The following is a 19657-nucleotide window of genomic DNA, read 5'->3' on the forward strand; positions in this document are numbered from 1 at the left end:
CCGGTGGCTCCCCCCCCCCCCCCCCCCCCCCCCCCCCCCGGCCCCCCCCTTCCCCCCTCGGCCTCTTTTCCCTCCCTCCCCCCCCCCCCCCCGTCCCCCATCCCACCGCGGGTCGCGGGAGCGGGGCGCTCAGCCCTTCCAGCAGCGGGTCACGACGCCTTCCTTGACCTCGAAGTTGAGCCGCCCCGCGAGGTACTCCATGGTGATGATCGTGCCCGGCGGCAGCGACCTGACGGGCGACCAGCCGCGCTCGCGCGCCTGCTGCTCGGCGCCGTCGGCCCGCAGACCGACGTAGTCGTCCGGGCTGTCCAGGGGCTCTGTGGGAGGGGTCGGAATAGGTGCCATGGCCGCCACGTTAGGCGGCGCGGCAGCCGCACGGAAGGCCGGAGAGTGCACACCATGCGTCACCGGTACCTCTCCGGTCACGCTTTTGTCACAGGATCACGACGTGCGTTTCGGTCGAACTCCGTCACACGTACGAGCGGTTCCGGACTGGTAACGATGTAATTCACGGGCATCTTCGCGTCATCCCGAAGCGCTCTTCGCCATCCCCGGAAAAGCCTGTGCGGAATGCGAACGCGGGCCCTTTGGGAGGCCTCCGCAATTCCGAATCCCGGCCGTCGCACGGGAGGTGACGGCGCGTGGGGGAATTCGCCATTCCGGCTGATACGTCCCCGCGTCCGGCACACGAAGCAGCCGTACGCCCCCTGTCGGAGCCCGGGCGACGCGAGCATCATGGCTGTGCTTCGGGCAGGCCCAGAACGCGATGGCGAAGGGGCGGGCGATGGGGACCGAGACGGCGCGGGCGACGGAACGACCGGTGCGGGATCGGCGCCCCGGCCGGGTGGTGGTGGACTGGCTGACGACCACGGACCACAAGAAGATCGGTCACCTCTACCTGATCACGTCGTTCGTCTTCTTTCTGATCGCCGGCCTGCTGGCCCTGATGATGCGGGCCGAACTGGCCCGCCCCGGCCTGCAGCTGATGTCCAACGAGGAGTTCAACCAGGCCTTCACCATGCACGGCACGATCATGCTGCTGCTCTTCGCGACCCCCACGTTCGCGGGGTTCGCCAACGAGATCATGCCGCTGCAGATCGGCTCCCCCGACGTCGCCTTCCCGCGCCTGAACATGCTCTCGTACTGGCTGTTCCTCTTCGGCGCCCTGATGGTCATCGGCTCGATGTTCGTGCCGAGCGGGCCCGCCGGGTTCGGCTGGTTCGCCTACGCCCCGCTCAACAGCATGGAGCGCTCGCCGGGGATCGGCGCCGACCTGTGGATCATGGGGCTCGCGCTCTCCGGCTTCGGCACGATCCTCGGCGCGGTGAACTTCCTGACCACCATCATCGGCATGCGCGCGCCCGGCATGACGATGTTCCGGATGCCCATCTTCACCTGGAACGTCCTGTTCACATCGATCCTGGTACTGATCGCGTTCCCCGTGCTCGCCGCCTCGCTGCTCGTGCTGGAGGCCGACCGGCGCTTCCACTCGCTCGTCTTCGCCTCGGAGAACGGCGGGGCGCTGCTGTGGCAGCACCTCTTCTGGTTCTTCGGGCACCCCGAGGTCTACATCATCGCGCTTCCGTTCTTCGGCATCATCACGGAGATCATCCCCGTCTTCAGCCGGAAGCCGATCTTCGGCTACCTCCCGCTGGTCGGCGCGACGACGGCCATCACCGGGCTCTCCGTGGTCGTCTGGGCGCACCACATGTTCGCCACCGGTGCGGTCCTGCTGCCCTTCTTCTCCTTCATGTCCTTCCTCATCGCGATCCCGACGGGCGTGAAGTTCTTCAACTGGACGGGCACGATGCTCAAGGGCTCGCTCTCCTTCGAGACGCCCATGCTGTGGTCGGTCGGCTTCCTGGTGAGCTTCCTGTTCGGCGGGCTCACCGGCGTCCTGCTCGCCTCGCCGCCCATCGACTTCCACGTCACCGACACGTACTTCGTCGTCGCGCACTTCCACTACGTCGTGTTCGGCACCGTCGTCTTCGCGACCTTCGGCGGCTTCTACTTCTGGTGGCCGAAGCTGACGGGCAAGATGCTCGACGAACGGCTCGGGAAGATCCACTTCTGGACGCTCTTCGTCGGCTTCCACACCACCTTCCTGGTCCAGCACTGGCTGGGCGCCGAGGGCATGCCGCGCCGCTACGCCGACTATCTGGCGGCCGACGGCTTCACGGTCCTCAACACCGTCTCCTCCATCGGGGCGTTCCTGCTCGGCCTCTCCACGCTGCCGTTCCTCTACAACGTCTGGAAGACCGCCAAGTACGGCGAGAAGGTCGAGGTCGACGACCCGTGGGGCTTCGGCCGCTCCCTGGAGTGGGCGACCTCCTGCCCGCCCCCGCGGCACAACTTCGTCACGCTGCCCCGGATCCGCTCGGAGTCCCCGGCGTTCGACCTGCACCATCCCGAGTACGCGGCGTACGCGGCGCTGAACCCGCGGCAGGCGGCCCAGGAGCCGCCGACGGATCCGCAGACGGAACACCCCGGTCCAGGGCCCGGCCAAGGAGGTCCCTCGCCGACCTGACCCGGTCGGCGAGTTCGGCGGGCTCGACGATCTCGAACTCGAAGCCCATGAACATCACGTGGAAGACCATCACGTCCAGGCTCGGCGCCCCCGTGCGCAGCAGGCAGCTCCGCCCGGTCTCGGCCTCCAGGGTGCCGTCGGTCGGCGTGAGCCGCTCGGCCGCCTCCGCCAGCGGCACGAGGAGGCGGACCACGGCATGGGCGGCGTACGCGCGCGTGGAGACGCCCTCCGAGACGTACGCGGCGAGATCCTCGGCGGGCGGGGTGCGTGGGGCGAACCTCGGCCCGTGCGGCGGCCTCGGCCGGATGCGGTCCGCGCGGAACGTGCGCCAGTCGTCGCGGTCCAGGTCCCAGGCCACGAGGTACCAGCGGCGCTCGGTGCACACGAGCCGGTGCGGCTCGACGGTCCTGCGCGTCGCACTGCCCTCGTGGTCGCGGTATTCAAAGCGCAGTCGCTCCGCGTCGCGGCACAGGTCGGCGAGTTCGGTGAGGACCGCAGGGTCGACGCCCCGCGCCGTCGGAGTGCGCAGCATCGGGACGGTGAACGCGTTCAGTGCGCTCACCCGGCGGCGCAGCCTGCCGGGCAGCACCTGTTCGAGTTTGGAGAGCGCCCGGACCGAGGTCTCGCCGATGCCGTCGACGCCGTGGCCCGCCGCGGTGCGCAGGCCGACGGCGACCGCGACCGCCTCGTCGTCGTCCAGGAGCAGCGGCGGCAGTTCGGCCCCCGCCCCGAGCTGGTAGCCGCCGCCGGTGCCGGGGCTGGCGTTGACCGGGTAGCCGAGCTCCCGGAGCCGGTCCACGTCACGCCGTACCGTGCGCGGGGTGACGCCGAGCCGGTCGGCGAGGTCCGCGCCGGACCAGTCGCGGTGGGCCTGCAGCAAGGAGAGCAGGCGGAGCAGTCGTGCCGAGGTCTCCAACATGGACGTGATTGTGCCGTCGATCGAGGACAGGTGCGGTCCGCGAGCCCGGTGGCCGGCGGTCGCGCTTGCCGAACCGCCTCCGCGGCGGCGACCCCTCTCCGCGTCGGCGAACCCTCTGCGCGTCAGTCGGCCTCGACGGTCTCCTCCTCGGCGCTCGCCTCCCGTATGCGTACGGCCAGGTCGTTGTCGTTGGTGTAGTACGGGCCGGTCTCGACCGTGCCGTACTCCGCCGTGGTCAGCCGCGCCACCGGGTAGGTGAAGATCGCCTTCTTGTCCGGGACGTCGTCCAGGAGCCGGGCCAGGCGCACCCGCGGGCCGCCGTCGCCGGCCGGGCGCAGCCACAGGTCCCAGGGCCCCGAGCCGTGCGCGGCGAGCGGGCCGTAGGGCAGGTTGAAGGTGAACTCCGGGCCCGCGACCGTGGCCTCGGCGCGGTGGACGACGTCCGGCTCGGCGCGCCGGACGGCCTCGATGTGGGCGGCGGCGCTGAGCGGGGTGCCGTAGACGCGGCCGTGCACGGTCATGCCGTCGTCGGTTATCTCGACCTCGCCGCTCTCGGCGTGCGGCGCGCGCAGCCAGCTGCGCACCGAGAGGTTGCCCTGCTTCGTCGCGTACGGGATGCGCACCGCGACGTGGCCGCGGCTGCCGCTGGGCGCGCGGTCCACCAGCGAGCGCAGGTCGTTGACGCCCGGCATCAGGCGGCGCGGCTCGCCGCCCGCGACCTGCGCGTACGCGTTCCAGCGGCCCTCGGCGAGCTCGACGCTGCTGGGCAGCGCGGCGCGCAGCCTGCCGTCCGCCGACGGTGAGAGCGGCAGGGACACGTGATCCTCGGCCGAGACGGCGTCGCGGCGGCGCAGCAGGAGGTACACCACCTCGTGGGCGCCGGGTTCGCCGGGATCGGTGACGTCGAAGGTGAGGCCACCGGCGGAGTCGGCGATGCAGTCGGCGCGCGGCGCCGTGGACACCTCCCCGTCGTCGCCGGTGTGCGATGCCGCCTGCGAGGTGGCCAAGGCCGTCATGCGGTCGATCCCTTCGTCTGTACCCGGCCGAGATCCCGCACCGCGTACGCGCCCCCGAGCAACGCGCCGCGCGTGCGGTGCAGGGAGCCGCGCATCCGGCCCCCCAGCGAGCCCCCGCGAGCGAGCATCCCGGTGAACATCGCGTCGTAACGCTCGGCGATACGTTCCGGGTCGAAGCGCTCGGAGTCCTGGAGCGCCGCGCCCGCCATCCGCTGCCGGAGCGAGTCGTTGTTGATCAGTTCGAGCAGTCCGCCGGCGATGGCGTCCGCGTTGCCCACCTCGACGAGCCGCCCGTCGACACCGTTGTCGATGATTTCGCCGGGGCCGTGCGGGCAGTCGGTGGCGACCACGGGCAGGCCGCAGCGCATCGCCTCCACGATCGTCATGCCGAAGGACTCCAGGCTGGAGGTGACGGCGGCGATGGAGCCCTTGGCCCACTCGGGCTCGATCGGGTGGGCGGGTCCCATCAGGAACACGTGGTTGTAGAGACCGAGTTCGTCGATCAGGGCGCGCAGCTTGTCCTTCTGCTTGCCGCCGCCGTAGATCCGCAGCCGCCAGTCGGGGCGCTCGCGCCGCACCTTGTCGAAGGCCCTGATCAGCAGGTCGTACCGCTTCACGGGGGCGAGCCTGCCTGCCGCGACGACCCACTTGTGGGAGCCGTCGGCGGGCTCGATGCCGGGCGCGGGCACGGGGTTCGGCACGGCCTGGACGTGCACGCCGGGCAGGCGCATCTTGCGGGTGTACGCGCGGGCGTCGGCCTCGGTCGTCGTGGTCAGGACGTCCAGGCGGGGGTAGACGCTGCGCAGCTGGCGGCGCAGTTCCTTGGAGTGGCTGTCGAGCGTGAGGTGCTCCTGGCCCACCCTGAGCGGGCCGCGCGCGGTCTGGCGGGCGATGTGCACGTTGAGACCGGGCCGGGTGCCGACGACGACGTCGGAGTCGAGGGCCGTCAGGTGGGCGGCTATGCGTCGGTCGGTCAGGGCGCTGTACTGGTCGTAGCGGCCCTCGGCGGTGGGGAACGTCCGGGCAGGGGTCAGGTGCTCCGGGTCGTCGCCCTCGTAGCCCGCGGTGCCCTTGCGGAGGTCGACGAGGTGGCTGAGGCGGACGCGCGGGTCCGCCCGGAAGACAGGCTCGTCGCGGTGCCGGAAGACGGACACGACCTCGACGTCATGCTGTTGGGCCAGCGTGTTCGCCAGGTTGTACGTCGTCCGGATCGTCCCTCCGATTCCGTACGCGTTGTGAATCAGGAAAGAGATGTGCATGCGTCCCCGTATTCCGCGCTTCCATGCGGACAGTCCCCCTCGTCCGCCTACCGCAGGGTTAGACGGGGATTCCTGGCCAAGGGTTGGGTTTCATCATCATCCTGTTCCCGAACAGATGCCTGATCGGTAGCCGCGAAGGGGAACCTTTCGGCGGTCTCGTACATCAAGGCTGGTAGGCGAGCTGGGGGACATCGAAGCAGTTGTCGTCAAGATTCCCGCCGGACCCGGCATCTCCGGCTTCCTCGGCACTTCTGCCGCTCCCGCCACTCCCGCTCCTGGCCCCCTGGGTGATCCAGCCCTTCCCGTCCCGCCAGCGCGCCACGGACACACACGTCCTGCGGGTCGAGGGCGGCTCGGCCCGGCGCTCGAACCTCACGGGCACCAGCAGTCCCCGCGCCGAGTACGGCTGGTTCCGGTTCATGAAACGGTCCACGCACGCGCGCGTGACGTCGCCCCCGCCGCTCAGGCAGGACCGCGCGGCGTCGGTGAACCACAGGGCGGCGGCCCAGCCCTCCAGCTGCCACTGGGAGAGCGCCTTGCCCTTCATGGCCGCGCGGAACTCCCGCACGGCCGGGTGCCCGGTGTCCTCGTAGTTCCTGCTCGACCCGGTGGCCCACAGGGCGTTGCGGCAGCGGGGCGCGTCCTGGTAGTCCTCGCCGACGGTCGAGGTCCAGTTCTGCACGTTGGTGACCTTGGCGGTGACCTTCGCGCCGACGGCGTCCATCGCCTCGCACAGCCGGGCGTTGCCGTGCGTGTCCATCGCGTCGAAGACCAGGTCGGCGCCCTGCTCCTTGAGATCGGCCGCGGCGGCACGGAAGTTGGGCAGCGCGAAGTCGACCTGTTCGGTCACCACTTTGTAGCCCTCGGCCTTCAGGCCCCGGGTGACGAGCCGGGCGTACGCGGCCGACGCGGCCTGGTTGTAGGAGACGACGGCGGCGGTCCGCGCGCCCTGCTCCCGCTTGAAGTAGCGGTAGACCTCGGTCCCGCCGTACAGCTTGCCGTGCCACCCCGGCTTCCCGTCGCGCGGGGCGAGGCTGCCGTAGATCCCGTACAGGTGCGGAAACGTCTCGTAGGCGGATCCGATGGGCTGTCCCCCGATGTCGGGCACGCGCGCGTGGGAGACCCTCGATGCGCCCGCGTAGTCCAGGGAGGACGTGGCGACGAGCGCGACGACGTGCTCCTCCTCCACCAGCTTGTGCACGCAGTCGTTGTTGCCGACGCCGCTGCCGCCGTCGTCGCAGGTGCGGACCTCGACGGTGCGGCCCCCGATGCCGCCGCGCGCGTTCAGACGCTCGAAGTAAGCCTTGGCGCCGTCGCGCGGCCCGGTGAACGCGGTGCCGCCCACCGGGCTGGTCGCGCTGGTGATGATGCCGACCCTGACCGGCGCTCCCGGGGCCGGGGCGGGCGCCGTGCCGCGCCGCTCGAAGTCGCTCTCGGGCAGCCGGCTCCCGCAGGCCGTGCCGGCCGTCAGGAGCGCGACCACCAGCAGCGCCTCAGCAGCCCGGACCGGGCGACGCATTCCCGCTCAGCTTCACCAGGGCACAGAGCGTCTTGACGGAGACCTTCCAGGTGCCGTCCTCGTCGACGGCCGTCCCCGAGGCGTCGGGCAGGGCGGTGGCGCCCTTCAGGGTCAGCGCGTACGTCACGTCCGCCGCGGTGGCGGAGGTGAACTCGACCTTGCCGACGTCCGCGGCGACCTGCTTTCCCCGCTCGTCGCCGCCGAAGCTCTCCAGGACCTCCCGCATCCCGGAGCCGTTCTCCAGGACCGCTTCCTTGTCCTTCATCGACACCTCGGGGTCGAAGAACGTCTCCCAGTTCTCCTTGACCTCCTTCTTCGCGGCCGCCGCGTCGGCGGGCGCGGACGCGCCGTCCCCCGTGCCGTCCGTTTCCCTGGGCGGCTCGGTCGTCTTCTCCGCGGACGGCTCGGGCGGCGCGGAGCCGTCCCCGCCTCCGCTGTCGTCACCGCAGGCCACGGCGGCCGGGCCGATCACCAGGACCGCGACGGCCGCCAGTGCCGCGCCCCGCGCCCTGCCCCGCCCGCGGTACGTCCTTCGCCTGAGGCTGCTCCCGAGAACCATCTGGCTCACCACCGGGGTGTCGGTCCGGGCCGTCGTCGCCCGGAGGTTTCACGGTCGGCTTGCAGAAGGCATAGTGCAAGCCATCGGCTGACATGGACAGCCCATCGACGTGACTGACGTGACCGACGACGTGTCCCAGGGGGCCTCGATGCGGGCGGCTCAGACAGTTCGGACGGCCGGTGCCTCCGGCCCTGCCCGCACCCGTGCCGTGCACCCCGTGCTGTGGGCGGCCTTCGCGGCGCTCGCCGCCGGCGCGGTGCTCTGCGTGATCGGCTGGTACGGCGTCTCCGGGGAACGGTTCGCCGAGCGGCAGCTGCCCTACCTCGCCTCCTGCACGGTGCCGGGCGCCGCGCTGATCGTCGCGGGCGCGGTGCTGCTCACCCATGGCAGGAGCGCCCTGGCGGCGGCACGCGTCGAGGAGCTGTACGGCCTCCTGGTGGCGCTGGAACCCGAGGCCCCCGGCGAACACCGCGCGGCTCCGGTGGCCACCAGTGGCGCGCTGCTCATGGTGCCCGGCGGCACGCTCCGGCACCGCGCGGACTGCCCGCTGGTCGCGGGAAAGCCGGAGGCGGTCCCCGCGGACGCCACCATCCTGTCGGCGGGCGCACTCGCCCCCTGCCCGATCTGCGAGCCGGGGCGCCCACCGGACCCCGACGCCCCGCAGGAGGACCCCGAGCCGGCCCCGGAGCACTGACCCGGTGTCCTCCCTGAGCTACGACCTCACGCTGGCCGGGCTCACCGTCGGCAGCGCCGCCGCCCTCACCGGCATCGGCCTGATCGTCACCTACCGCGCGACGGGCGTCCTCAACTTCGCGCACGGCGCCGTCGCGATGGTCTGCGCGTACGTCCTGCGGCAGCTGACCGCCGAAGGGAACTGGCCGCTCCCCCTGGCCGCGGCGGTCACCCTGCTCGTGGTCGCCCCCGGCATCGGCCTGCTCCTGGACCGCGCGGTCTTCCGGCCGCTCGCGGTCCTCGGGCCGGGGTCCCACCAGGGGGCGGGCCCCGGGGGAGATCCGGCGCAGACCCTGGTCGCCTCGATCGGCGTCTTCGTCCTGCTCGTCGGTGGCGCGGCCCTCCTCTGGGGTCCGGGCGCCCGCGACGACGCACCCGAACTCCTCCCCGCCGACCCGTGGGTGCAACTGGGCGCGGCCGTCGCCCTCGCCGTCGCCGTGGGGGCGACGACCCGCTGGACCCGCTTCGGCGGTGCGCTGCGCGCGGTGGTCGACAACCGCGGGCTCGCCGTGCTCTTCGGCATCGACGCGGACCGGGTGGCCGCGGCGGGCTGGGCCTTCGGCTCCTTCACCGCGGGCCTCACCGGCGTCCTCCTCGCCCCCTTCGTGCGCCTGGACCCGTACGGGATGCCGCTGCTGGTCATGGAAGTGGTGGCCGTCGCCGTGGCCGCCGGCCTGCGCAGCCTGCCCGTCGCCGTGGCCGTCGCCCTGGGCCTCGGCGTGGCACAGAGCCAGGTGACCCGCCTCCACCCAGGCGGTTGGCACGAACAGTTGCTCCAGACCGCGGGGGCGAACCTCTTCGTGATCGCCCTGCTGGTCGCGGCCCTGGTCCTGCCGGGCATCGGCACCCGGGACGCGCTCCCGCGCACCGCCACCGCCCGCGTCCCGACGCCGCCGGGCGCCTGGATCGTGGCGACGGTGCTCTTCCTCCTGCCGCTCGGCTTCGCGGGCCCGGACCTGACGACGTCGGTCCAGGTCCCGGCGCTCGCGGTGATCCTCCTCTCGCTGGTGATCGTCACGGGCAGAGGCGGCCAGATCTCCCTGGGGCAGGGGGCCTACGCGGGCCTGGGCGCCCTCTTCACCGCGCTCCTTGCGGCAGGCCGTTTTCCGGGCCTGCCCGAGCTGCCGCACCTGCCGGCCCTGGCGGTGGCGGTGCTCCTGGTGGCGCCCCTCGGCCTGCTCACCGGCCGGCCCGCCATCAGCCGGCACGGCCTGGCGCTGGCGCTGGCGACCTTCGCGGTCGGGGTGGGCGTCAGCCGCTTCGTCTTCACCCAGCCGTACGCGACCTCGGGCCTGACCCTGGACCGGCCCGCGGGCCTCGCGGGCGACCGCGCGTACTACGTCCTCGAACTCGCCCTGCTCGCCGGGTCGTCGCTCCTGGTCACCGCGATGCGCCGAGGCCGCACGGGCCGGGCCCTCGCGGCGATGCGGGACCACGAGGCGGGGGCGGCGGCCGCGGGTGTGCCGGTCCCCGCCCTCAAGCTCACGGCGTTCGTCACCGGGGCGGCACTCGCCGCGCTCGGCGGCGGCATGCTCGCCCTCGGCCAACGGGCGTTCGACGCCGGGGCGTACGACCCCGTGCGCGGTCTCCTCTGGTTCGCGGCGGTCGTGGTCCTCGGCTCCGACAGCGTCCTGGGGGCGCTGGCGGCCGCGGCCCTGCTCGTCGGCCTGGACGCGGGCACGCGCGGCGGCGTGGCGGCGGCCCTGATCGGTCTCCTCGCGGCGCTGGCCGGCCGCTTCCCCGGCGGCCCGTACGAGGCGTTGCGCGCGGCCACGCGCCGCCTGCGCCGAACGCCACGGCTGACCCCGGCGGGCCGGGCGGCGCGCGCCGCCCTGGTGGGGATCCCCCGCCCCGGCGGGGACGCCCGCGGGGCGGCGCCCGTCCCCGCCGCGCCGCGGCCGGTCCCACGGGAGGCAGCACGAAAGCCGCCGGGCGCACGGCAGCCCACCACCCCCCGCCCCACCCTCACCGCCCACCACCTCACCGTCACCTACGACGGCTTCACCGCGCTGGACGACGTGACGCTCGTCGTCCCCCGGGGCCGCATCACCGCCGTCGTGGGCCCCAACGGCGCGGGCAAGAGCACCCTCTTCCACTGCCTGGCCGGCACCCTGCGCCCCGCCACGGGCCGCATCGCGCTCGGCGCCCGCGACATCACCGCCCTCTCCGCGCACGCCCGCACCCGCACCGGCATGGCCCGCACCTTCCAGCAGCCGGCCGTCTTCCCGTCCCTGACGGTCGAGGAGAACGTCCGGGTGGGCGCGGAACAGACCCCGGGGCGCTCCCCCGACGCGACCGCCCGGGCCCTGCGCCTGCTGGACCTGACGCACCTGCGCGCGCATCCGGCGGCCGGCCTCCCCACCGGCGCCCTGCGCCGCACGGAACTGGCGAGGGCCCTTGCGGGCGCCCCGCACACCCTGCTCCTGGACGAGCCGGCCGCGGGCCTCGACGAGGCCGAGGTGCGCGCCCTGGCCACCCTGCTGCGCGCCCTGGCCGCCGACGGCACGGCGATCCTGGTGGTCGAGCACGACCTCGACCTGGTCGCGCATCTCGCCGACACCGTCCACGTACTGGCGGCGGGCCGCATCGTCGCATCGGGTCCGGCGGGCCAGGTCCTGGACGAGGTCCGCCGATGACCGGGCTGCGGGACGGACTGCGGGGCGGGATGCGGGGCGGCATCGCACTGCGGGACGCCCGCGTGCGCTACGGCCCGCTGGAGGCCCTGCACGGCGTCACCCTCGCGGCCCCGGCCGCCGCCCTCACCGTCCTCCTGGGCCGCAACGGCTCGGGCCGCACCACGGCCCTGCGCGCCCTGGCCGGCACGCTCGCGCTCGCCGGGGGCGCGGTCGTCCGCGACGGACGGGACATCACCCACCAGCCGGCCCACGAGCGGGCCGCGCGAGGGCTGTGCTTCGTACCGGACCGCCGGGCGGTGTTCGCCTCCCTCACCGTCGCGGAGAACCTCGCGCTGTCCCACGCGGCGGGCGACGCCGACCGCGCCCTGGACGCCTACCCCGAGCTGCGTCCGCTGCTGCCCCGGCGCGCGGGCACCCTCTCGGGCGGCGAGCAGCGCATGCTCGCCCTGTCCCGGGCGCTGCTCTCGGACGCCGGCGTGCTCCTCGTGGACGAGCCGACGCAGGGCATGTCGCCCTCCGTCGCGTCCCGTACGTACGCCCTGCTCGACGCCCTGGACAGCTGCGTGGTCGCGGCCGAACAGCGGCTGCCGCCCGCCGTGTGCGAAGGCACGGGGCGGACGGTGGTCGTGCACGCGCTGCGCCGGGGCGCGGTGGTGTTCAGCGGGGAACCGGGAGAGCTCAGCCCCGGCCGGTCGCGGTACGCCCCGGAATGACCAGCACGGCACCCACATCGAGCCGGTCGGGACGGCTCCCGATCATGTCTCGGTTGGCCTTGTACAGGGCCTGCCAGCCTCCCTTCACGTGGTACTTGCGCGCGATCGAGCTGAGCGTCTCCTTCGCCTTCACCTTGTGGACGCGACGGTCGAACCGCTCGATCCGCACCTTCTTGGAGCAGACGGGCCAGGCCTTCCAGCCCTGCGTGCGCAGCACCTTCTCGGCGACCTTGATCTGTTCCTCGCGGGTCGCGAGGTCGGCGCGCGGCGCGTACTTGAGCCCGCCGTGCTCCTCCCAGGTGGGCTGCCAGAACTGCAGCCCGCCGTAGTAGCCGTTGCCCGTGTTGGTCTGCCATCGCCCGTTGCTCTCGCACTCGGCGAGGCAGTGCCACGGCCCCTTGGCCAGGGAACAGTCGTACGTCGTGGAAGCGGCGACCGGCTGCCGCGGCTGGGCCGCGGACGCGGCGGCCGACGGCAGCGCGACCGCCGCCAGGACGGCGCCGAGGACCAGGGACACGGACCGGACACGCTGGGTCAGCTTCGGGTGCATCGGGTCACGCTAGGCAGCTCCGCGGCGGCGTCGGCGCGTGCCGCGCCGCCGCGGAGCGGACCCCACCCGGTCGGACGATCGGATCAGACGTTCAATCGCTGCCCGGGCACGATCACGTTCGGGTCGGCGCCGATGACCTGCCGGTTGGCGGCGTACACCTGCCGCCAGCCGGCGCCGTGCCGGGCCGCGATGCCGCTGAGGGTGTCGCCCTGCCGGACGGTGTAGTTGCCCGGAGCGCCGCGCGTGGCCCCCCGGTCGGGCCGGGCCGGCGCCGTGGCGGGCCGCTGCTCGACGGCCTTGGGGGCCGGCTTGGCGGCCTTCGGCACCGGCGCCGCGGCGGACGGTGCGCCGCCGTACGCGCCGGCCCGGGCCGAGCAGGTCGGCCACGCGCCCCACCCCTGGGCCCGCTGGACCTTGGTGGCGACGGCGATCTGCTGCGCCTTCGAGGCTCTGTCGGCGGTCGCCGCGTAGGCCCCGCCGCCGTAGGCACGCCACGTACCGGCGGAGAACTGCAGCCCGCCGTAGTAGCCGTTGCCCGTGTTGATCTGCCAGTTTCCGCCGCTCTCGCACCGTGCGATGCGGTCCCACACTCCGCTGTCCGCCGCACCGGCCTGGCCGGTCGCGGCAAGCAGCCCCAGCGGGGCCAGTAGCGCGGCCCCTCCGATCACTGCCGTCATGCGCGTGTTCCTGGGACGTGCGGACATGAATATCCCTCTCGCAGGACCCGGGGTCCCCCTGGCCGTGCCGCCCCCCTCGCGCATCCGGCGCCTGGGGTCCGGCCGGCCCCGCTCGCCGGTGTCGTGCTCGAGCTTGCTGGTGCGACCGGCGGACGTACCCGAGCGGTGCTCGCTGCACACGGCGGTGGAATCTAGGAGCCCGCAACCCCCGGCATCAACCACGGCCCTTCCGAGCCAGGCCAGTTGAGCGTTACCCGCGGTATCGGCGAGTTCCGGACACCCACTTCATAGGCTGATTTCCGGATTTTTGCACCGCCCGCACCGGCGATCTGTGACTCAGCTCACCGGGTCAACTTCCGTGCCCCCAGCAGCTGTTGGCGCGGAGTGACGCATTCCGCCACCCGTCTCACCCTCCGCTGCGGATGGTTCGATTCCGTTCGCCTTCGCGCGTGACTTGCGCCACTGATCCGCCGTTGTCTTCTTATGAGCCGGACACCGTCGGGCTCGCCACACCCTCCCCATGCACCCCAGATGACGATCCCGAGGAGCCACCCGTGCCGCGCATGCTCGACGTCAGCGACGACGTACGCGCCGAGATCGGCGACGAAGAAGCCGACCGGCTGCTCGCCGGAGAGAACACCCCGGGCAGCTACGACTGCACGTCCTGTCGCACCCCGGGCGACGCCGAACAGGAGCGCACCAGCACCGTCCTGTTCGTCGGTGACGAGACGGCCGTGCTCGCCTTCGCCCACGCCACCTGCCTGCCCTCCCAGATCGTCACGGTCTCCGAGGAGCAGCTGCAGGGCGCCGTGCGGTCGATCACCGGCGACGACGGCGACGCGCCGACCCCGCCGTCCAACCAGGCCGTGCTCGGTGTCACCAGCGGCCTCGTCCTGATCGAGGGCGAACTGCGCCCCGCGCTCGTCGTCGAGCCGACCGGCGCCATCTCCCGCCCCGGCGCCGCGCCCGGCGGTGGCGACGACTTCCTGCCGCTCCTGATCGAGCAGGGCTTCATGCCGGTCACCTCGCTCGACTCCGTGCCGCCCGCGCTGCCCGGCTGGTCGGTGCTGCTCGCCATGGGCCAGCTGCACGCCGTCCTGCAGCCCGGCACCGGCGGCGGCTCCCCCGTCGCCTGGTGGCAGGCCCACCACCCGCTGCAGGTCACCGAGGACTGGCGCAGCGCGGTCAACAAGACCCAGACCGTGCTGCTCTTCGCGGCGCCCGTCGGCTCCATCGGCCGCCAGCCGCGCGAGGACCTCCTGCGGGACGCCCTGGACCGGGCGGCGACCCTCGGCCGCCTCGTCGCCTGCACGATGCCGCTCGCCGGCACCTGAGCCCCGAGCCCCGCGGGGGCCGCCCCCAGCCCCGGACGCGCCGGTCACCCTCCTGCCGGACCGGGAAAGCGGCGCGGCCCCCGCATCCGCAGGGCGACGGTTTCGTTGGCACAGACGTGCACCCATACGACCCCTCCCGCCACCGGCCGGCGTACCAGAACCCCATCCCGTCCATGCGCTCGGCGCAGGACACGACGGGCGACCACTCGGCCACACCCATCTACGACACGCTGTACTCGGAGTACCTCAGGGCCTTCAGGGCGCTGCCGGGCGACCGGACCGGCGAGGAGGACCTGGGATTCACCGCCTTCGGCACGGGGCCGTACGGCATGCAGCACCGCTTCGACACGCGGCACGACCCCCGCCACGACCAGCGGCACGGCTCCTACGGCCAGTTCCAGGTGGCCCGCTACGGGCAGCACGAGCACCACGCCACGGGTCACCACCAGTTCCCCGCGGCCCTGCCGCCGGGACCGCGCCGCGAGCACTGAGCACATGCCGATGCCCGGCCTCCCACGACGGGAGGCCGGGCATCGGCACGTCGTGCGCTACTTCTTGCGGCCGCGCTTCTCGCGTACCCGCACCGAGACGTGGATCGGCGTGCCCTCGAAACCGAACTCCTCGCGCAGGCGGCGCTCCAGGAAGCGGCGGTAGCCCGCCTCGATGAAGCCGGAGGCGAAGAAGACGAACCGCGGCGGCTTGGTGCCGGCCTGCGTGCCGAAGAGGATGCGGGGCTGCTTGCCGCCGCGGACCGGGTGCGGGTGCGAGGCGACGATCTCGCCGAGGAACGCGTTCAGACGGCCGGTCGGCACGCGCGTCTCCCAGCCCTCCAGGGCCGTCTCGATCGCCGGGACCAGCTTCTCCATGTGGCGGCCCGTGCGCGCCGACACGTTCACCCGCGGCGCCCAGGCGACCTGGGCGAGCTCGGTGTCGATCTCCCGCTCCAGGTAGTAGCGGCGCTCCTCGTCGAGGGTGTCCCACTTGTTGTACGCGAGGACGATCGCGCGGCCCGCCTCGACGGCCATCGTCACGATGCGCTGGTCCTGGACGGAGATGCTCTCGGAGGAGTCGATGAGGATCACCGCGACCTCCGCCTTCTCGACGGCGGCGGCCGTGCGCAGCGAGGCGTAGTAGTCGGCGCCCTGCTGGAGGTGGACGCGCTTGCGGATGCCCGCCGTGTCGACGAACTTCCAGGTCACGCCGCCGAGCTCGATCAGCTCGTCGACCGGGTCGCGGGTGGTGCCCGCGAGCTCGTTGACGACCACGCGGTCCTCGTTGGCCACCTTGTTGAGAAGCGAGGACTTGCCGACGTTCGGACGGCCGATGAGCGCGATGCGACGCGGTCCGCCGATCGCCGTGCCGAAGGTCTGCGCGGGGGCCTCGGGCAGCGCCTCCAGGACGGCGTCCAGCATGTCGCCGGTGCCGCGGCCGTGCAGCGCGGAGACGGGGTGCGGCTCGCCGAGGCCGAGGGACCACAGGGCGGAGGCGTCGGCCTCGCCGGAGGGGCCGTCGACCTTGTTGGCGCAGAGCACGACCGGCTTGCCGGCCTTGCGGAGCAGGCGCACGACGGCGGTGTCGGTGTCGGTGGCGCCGACCGTGGCGTCGACCACGAAGACGACGGCGTCCGCGGCCTCGATCGCGTACTCCGCCTGGACGGCGACGGACGCGTCGATGCCGAGCACGTCCTGCTCCCAGCCGCCGGTGTCGACGAGCTTGAAACGGCGGCCTGCCCACTCGGCCTCATAGGTGACGCGGTCGCGGGTCACGCCGGGGCGGTCCTCCACGACGGCCTCGCGGCGGCCGATGATGCGGTTCACCAGAGTCGACTTGCCGACGTTGGGGCGGCCGATGACGGCGAGGACGGGCAGCGGGCCGTGGCCCGCCTCCTCGATGGCGCCCTCGACGTCCTCGATGTCGAAGCCCTCTTCGGCGGCGAGCTCCATGAACTGTGCGTACTCGGCGTCGCCGAGCGCCCCGTGGTCGTGCTCGGCGAAGCCGTCGCCCTCGGGCTGGGTCTGGTCGTTCATGAAGTCCGTACCTCGTCGTTCATCGTGGTGATCGGTGCACCGGCCTCTCGTGACGGACCGGGGCACTACTTGATAAGTCTCGCTCAGCGCCCGGTCAGGCGCCTGGCGTTTTCCAGGTGGGCGGTGAGCCGGTCCTGGATGCGCACGGTCGCCTCGTCCAGCGCCTTGCGCGTGCGCCGGCCGCTGCCGTCGCCCGCCTCGAAGGGATCTCCGAAGACGACGTCGACCCGGCTGCGCAGCGGCGGCAGCTGCTTGATCAACCGTCCCGGCCGGTCGGTGCTTCCCAGCACCGCGACCGGCACGATCGGGGCGCCGGAGCGCACCGCGAAGTACGCGAGCCCGGCCCGCAGCGACGCGAAGTCACCCTCGCCCCTGGTGCCCTCGGGGAAGATCCCGAGGACGCCGCCCTGCTTCAGGACCCCGAGGGCCCGGGTGATGGCCGTGCGGTCGGCGACCGAGCGGTCCACCTGCACCTGGCCGATGCCGTGCAGGAAGGAGCCGAGCGGCCCGATGAACGCTTCCTTCTTGATCAGGAAGTGCGTGGGCCGGGGCGCGACGCCCATGACCATCGGGCCGTCGACGTTGTGCGAGTGGTTGACGGCCAGGATGACCGGGCCGCTCGCCGGCACCCGCCAGGAGCCCAGCACGCGCGGTTTCCAGAAGCCGTACATGAGGCCGACACCGATCCGGCGGCCGACCTCGGCGCCCCGCTCCGATGCCCCCCGCTCGGCGGGAGCCTCGCTCACTTCGCGGCCCGCTTCTCCTCGACGAGGGTCACGACACACTCGATGACCTGCTGCAGCGTGAGCTCGGTGGTGTCGACCTCGACGGCGTCGCCGGCCTTGGCCAGCGGGGACGTCTTGCGGCTGGAGTCGGCCGCGTCCCGCTTGATCAGGGCCTCCTGGGTCGCCTTGACGTCGGAGCCCTTCAGCTCGCCGGAACGGCGGGCGGCACGCGCCTCGGGCGAAGCGGTGAGGAAGACCTTCAGGTCGGCGTCGGGCAGCACGGTCGTACCGATGTCACGGCCCTCGACGACGATGCCCTTCTCCGCCGACACCGCGATGGAGCGCTGCAGCTCGGTGATGCGGGTGCGCACCTCGGGCACGGCGCTGACCGCGCTGACCTTGGAGGTGACGTCGGTGGTGCGGATGGGGCCCGCGACGTCCGTGCCGTCGACCGTGATGGTCGGGGCGGCCGGGTCGGTGCCGGAGAGGATCTCGGGCTTGCCCGCCACCGCGGCGATCGCGGTGGGGTCGGTGAGGTCGATGCCGTTGTGCACCATCCACCAGGTGATCGCCCGGTACTGGGCGCCGGTGTCCAGGTAGCTGAGGCCGAGCTGGTCGGCGACGGCCTTCGAGGTGCTCGACTTGCCCGTGCCGGAGGGGCCGTCGATGGCGACGATCACGGCTGCCGGGGCGGCGGTTTCGGCTTTATCCACGGGCGGTGGACACCTTTCGCTGTACGCGGGCCAGGGAAGCGGGGCGCGATGACGCCCCGCACAAGGTTACTGGCTCGCACACCCTGCCCCGACAGCCCCTGCGGGAGCCCGTGCGGCGGCCGCCTACCGGCGGATCGACCAGCCCCGCTCCCGCAGCGCGTCGGTCAGTATCGGCACGGACGACGGCTCGACCATCAGCTGCACCAGACCGGCCTGCTGCCCGGTCGCGTGCTCGATGCGCACGTCCTCGATGTTCACGCCCGCCCGGTCCGCGTCGGAGAAGATGCGCGCCAGCTGGCCGGGCTGGTCGTTGATGAGCACCGCGACGAGCTCGTACGCGGCCGGGGCCGCCCCGTGCTTGCCGGGCACCCGGGTCTGGCCCGCGTTGCCGCGCCGCAGCATGCTCTCGACGCCCGCCACGCCCTCGGTCCGCTTGGCCTCGTCGGCGGACTGCAGCGCGCGCAGCGCCGCCACCGTCTCGTCCAGGTCGGTGGCGAGCGAGGCGAGCAGGTCGGCGACCGGTCCCGGGTTGGCGGAGAGGATGTCCATCCACATCCCCGGGTCGGAGGCGGCGATCCGCGTGACGTCGCGGATGCCCTGCCCGCAGAGGCGCACCGCCGTCTCGTCGGCGTGCTCCAGGCGGGCGGCGACCATGCTGGAGACCAGGTGCGGCATGTGCGAGACGAGGGCGACCGCGCGGTCGTGGGCGTCGGCCTCCATGACGACGGGTACCGCGCGGCAGAGCGCGACCAGCTCCAGGGCGAGGTTGAGCACCTCGGTGTCGGTCTCCCGGGTCGGGGTGAGCACCCAGGGCCGGCCCTCGAAGAGGTCGGCGGTGGCGGCCAGCGGACCGCTGCGCTCGCGCCCCGACATGGGGTGCGTGCCGATGTACGGGGTGAGGTCGAGGCCGAGCGCCTCCAGCTCGCGACGCGGGCCGCCCTTGACGCTCGCCACGTCGAGGTAGCCGCGCGCGACCCCGCGCCGCATGACGTCGGCGAGCGTGCCGGCGACGTGCGCGGGCGGCACGGCGACGACACAGAGGTCGACGGGCCCCTCGGGCTCCGTGTCGGTGCCCGCGCCGAGCGCGGCGGCCGTGCGGGCCTGCGCCGGGTCGTGGTCGGCGAGGTGCACGGCGACGCCCCGGGAGGCGAGGGCCAGGGCCGCGGAGGTCCCGATCAGACCGGTGCCGATGACGAGGGCGGTTCTCACTGGGCGATGTCCTTGCGAAGTGCGGCCGCGGTGCCGAGGTACACGTGCGTGACCTCGGAACGGGGCAGGTCGGTGTCGATGTGGGCGAGGATCCGCACGATGCGGGGCATGGCGCCCTGGACGTCCAGCTCCTGCGCGCAGATCAGCGGTACGTCGACGATGCCGAGGCCGCGGGCGGCGGCCGCCGGGAAGTCGGAGTGCAGGTCGGGCGTGGCCGTGAACCAGATGCTGATGAGGTCGTCCGCCGTCAGCCCGTTCCGCTCCAGGACGGTGGTGAGCAGCGTGCCGACCTGCTCCCCCATGTGCCCGGCCTCGTCCCGTTCCAGCTGGACGGCGCCCCGGACCGCTCGTACCGCCACGTCACCGCTCCTTGTCTCACCTGTGTCTTGGATGAAGAGGTGGCCAGCCTAGTCAGCGCCCTGCGCAGGAGTGGGGGGGGGGGGGGGGTGGGGGGGGGGGGGGGGCGGCCCACCCCAGGGGGGGGGGGAAGTTGTTTTTTGGGGTGGGTCCCCCTCGTGGCTCGGTGGTCTCTACCCCCTAGG

At 73.0% G+C, this 19657-nt stretch carries 18 protein-coding genes and 1 pseudogene; 6 read left to right on the forward strand and 13 right to left on the reverse strand.

Annotated features, from left to right (window positions below):
• Positions 1 to 129: 129 nt before the first annotated feature.
• Complete coding sequence (locus ACZ592_RS22940; RefSeq protein ID WP_471583445.1) at positions 130 to 345, reverse strand: I78 family peptidase inhibitor; 216 nt, start codon at positions 343 to 345, stop codon at positions 130 to 132.
• Between the two features lie 439 nt (positions 346 to 784).
• Between ACZ592_RS22940 and ctaD the strand changes: the two are divergent.
• Positions 785 to 2423: pseudogene (gene ctaD / locus ACZ592_RS22945) on the forward strand (aa3-type cytochrome oxidase subunit I); the annotation flags it as partial.
• Here ctaD and ACZ592_RS22950 read toward each other — a convergent pair.
• The 5 genes from ACZ592_RS22950 to ACZ592_RS22970 form a co-directional block, all read right to left on the reverse strand.
• A complete protein-coding gene (locus tag ACZ592_RS22950) occupies positions 2358 to 3446 on the reverse strand; it encodes a helix-turn-helix transcriptional regulator (RefSeq protein ID WP_471583446.1) in 1089 nt (362 codons plus the stop codon). The pseudogene ctaD and the gene ACZ592_RS22950 overlap by 66 nt on opposite strands.
• A 122-nt stretch (positions 3447 to 3568) precedes the next feature.
• Complete coding sequence (locus tag ACZ592_RS22955) at positions 3569 to 4462, reverse strand: hypothetical protein (protein ID WP_471583447.1); 894 nt, start codon at positions 4460 to 4462, stop codon at positions 3569 to 3571.
• Complete coding sequence (locus tag ACZ592_RS22960) at positions 4459 to 5721, reverse strand: glycosyltransferase family 4 protein (RefSeq protein ID WP_471583448.1); 1263 nt, start codon at positions 5719 to 5721, stop codon at positions 4459 to 4461. Before ACZ592_RS22960 ends, ACZ592_RS22955 begins: the two co-directional genes overlap by 4 nt.
• A 163-nt stretch (positions 5722 to 5884) precedes the next feature.
• Positions 5885 to 7240: an ABC transporter substrate-binding protein gene (locus ACZ592_RS22965; protein ID WP_471583449.1), complete on the reverse strand. Its 1356-nt coding sequence runs from the start codon at positions 7238 to 7240 to the stop codon at positions 5885 to 5887.
• Entirely contained in the window at positions 7215 to 7799 is a 585-nt protein-coding gene (locus ACZ592_RS22970) for an MTB12 C-terminal domain-containing protein (RefSeq protein WP_471583514.1), read from the reverse strand. The genes ACZ592_RS22965 and ACZ592_RS22970 overlap by 26 nt, the downstream gene beginning before the upstream one ends.
• Before the next feature lie 148 nt (positions 7800 to 7947).
• Here ACZ592_RS22970 and ACZ592_RS22975 point away from each other — a divergent pair, with 148 nt between their 5' ends.
• The 3 genes from ACZ592_RS22975 to ACZ592_RS22985 are packed head-to-tail and all read left to right on the forward strand — an operon-like array spanning position 7948 to position 11880.
• On the forward strand, positions 7948 to 8493 hold the full coding sequence (locus ACZ592_RS22975; protein WP_471583515.1) for a hypothetical protein: 546 nt from the start codon (positions 7948 to 7950) through the stop codon (positions 8491 to 8493).
• Positions 8494 to 8497: 4 nt separating this feature from the next.
• A complete protein-coding gene (locus ACZ592_RS22980) occupies positions 8498 to 11167 on the forward strand; it encodes an ABC transporter permease subunit (protein ID WP_471583450.1) in 2670 nt (889 codons plus the stop codon).
• Positions 11164 to 11880: an ATP-binding cassette domain-containing protein gene (locus ACZ592_RS22985; protein ID WP_471583451.1), complete on the forward strand. Its 717-nt coding sequence runs from the start codon at positions 11164 to 11166 to the stop codon at positions 11878 to 11880. Before ACZ592_RS22980 ends, ACZ592_RS22985 begins: the two co-directional genes overlap by 4 nt.
• On the opposite strand, the gene ACZ592_RS22990 is transcribed toward ACZ592_RS22985, so the two are convergent.
• Positions 11846 to 12430, reverse strand: a complete 585-nt coding sequence (locus ACZ592_RS22990) for a LysM peptidoglycan-binding domain-containing protein (protein ID WP_471583452.1) — start codon at positions 12428 to 12430, stop codon at positions 11846 to 11848. The genes ACZ592_RS22985 and ACZ592_RS22990 overlap by 35 nt on opposite strands.
• An 83-nt stretch (positions 12431 to 12513) precedes the next feature.
• The gene (locus ACZ592_RS22995) at positions 12514 to 13134 is read right to left on the reverse strand and encodes a LysM peptidoglycan-binding domain-containing protein (RefSeq protein WP_471583453.1); all 621 of its coding nucleotides are present in this window, start codon (positions 13132 to 13134) and stop codon (positions 12514 to 12516) included.
• Positions 13135 to 13661: 527 nt separating this feature from the next.
• On the opposite strand from ACZ592_RS22995, the gene ACZ592_RS23000 reads away from it, so the two are divergent.
• Positions 13662 to 14441 carry a hypothetical protein gene (locus tag ACZ592_RS23000; RefSeq protein ID WP_471583454.1) on the forward strand — a complete coding sequence of 260 codons (780 nt, stop codon included), beginning with the start codon at positions 13662 to 13664 and terminating at the stop codon, positions 14439 to 14441.
• 173 nt (positions 14442 to 14614) lie between these two features.
• On the forward strand, positions 14615 to 14932 hold the full coding sequence (locus ACZ592_RS23005) for a hypothetical protein (RefSeq protein ID WP_471583455.1): 318 nt from the start codon (positions 14615 to 14617) through the stop codon (positions 14930 to 14932).
• Between the two features lie 57 nt (positions 14933 to 14989).
• Here ACZ592_RS23005 and der read toward each other — a convergent pair whose 3' ends face one another.
• The 5 genes from der to aroH all read right to left on the reverse strand — a co-directional run bounded on the left by der (position 14990) and on the right by aroH (position 19474).
• Positions 14990 to 16468 carry a ribosome biogenesis GTPase Der gene (gene der, locus ACZ592_RS23010; protein WP_471583456.1) on the reverse strand — a complete coding sequence of 493 codons (1479 nt, stop codon included), beginning with the start codon at positions 16466 to 16468 and terminating at the stop codon, positions 14990 to 14992.
• A gap of 83 nt (positions 16469 to 16551) precedes the next feature.
• Positions 16552 to 17253, reverse strand: a complete 702-nt coding sequence (locus ACZ592_RS23015; RefSeq protein WP_471583457.1) for a lysophospholipid acyltransferase family protein — start codon at positions 17251 to 17253, stop codon at positions 16552 to 16554.
• Positions 17211 to 17906 carry a (d)CMP kinase gene (cmk, locus tag ACZ592_RS23020; RefSeq protein ID WP_471583458.1) on the reverse strand — a complete coding sequence of 232 codons (696 nt, stop codon included), beginning with the start codon at positions 17904 to 17906 and terminating at the stop codon, positions 17211 to 17213. The genes ACZ592_RS23015 and cmk overlap by 43 nt, the downstream gene beginning before the upstream one ends.
• A 123-nt stretch (positions 17907 to 18029) precedes the next feature.
• Entirely contained in the window at positions 18030 to 19115 is a 1086-nt protein-coding gene (locus ACZ592_RS23025) for a prephenate dehydrogenase (protein ID WP_471583459.1), read from the reverse strand.
• Entirely contained in the window at positions 19112 to 19474 is a 363-nt protein-coding gene (gene aroH / locus ACZ592_RS23030) for a chorismate mutase (RefSeq protein WP_471583460.1), read from the reverse strand. The genes ACZ592_RS23025 and aroH overlap by 4 nt, the downstream gene beginning before the upstream one ends.
• Positions 19475 to 19657 lie beyond the last annotated feature (183 nt).

It is taken from the genome of Streptomyces sp. NPDC040622, assembly GCF_055593965.1.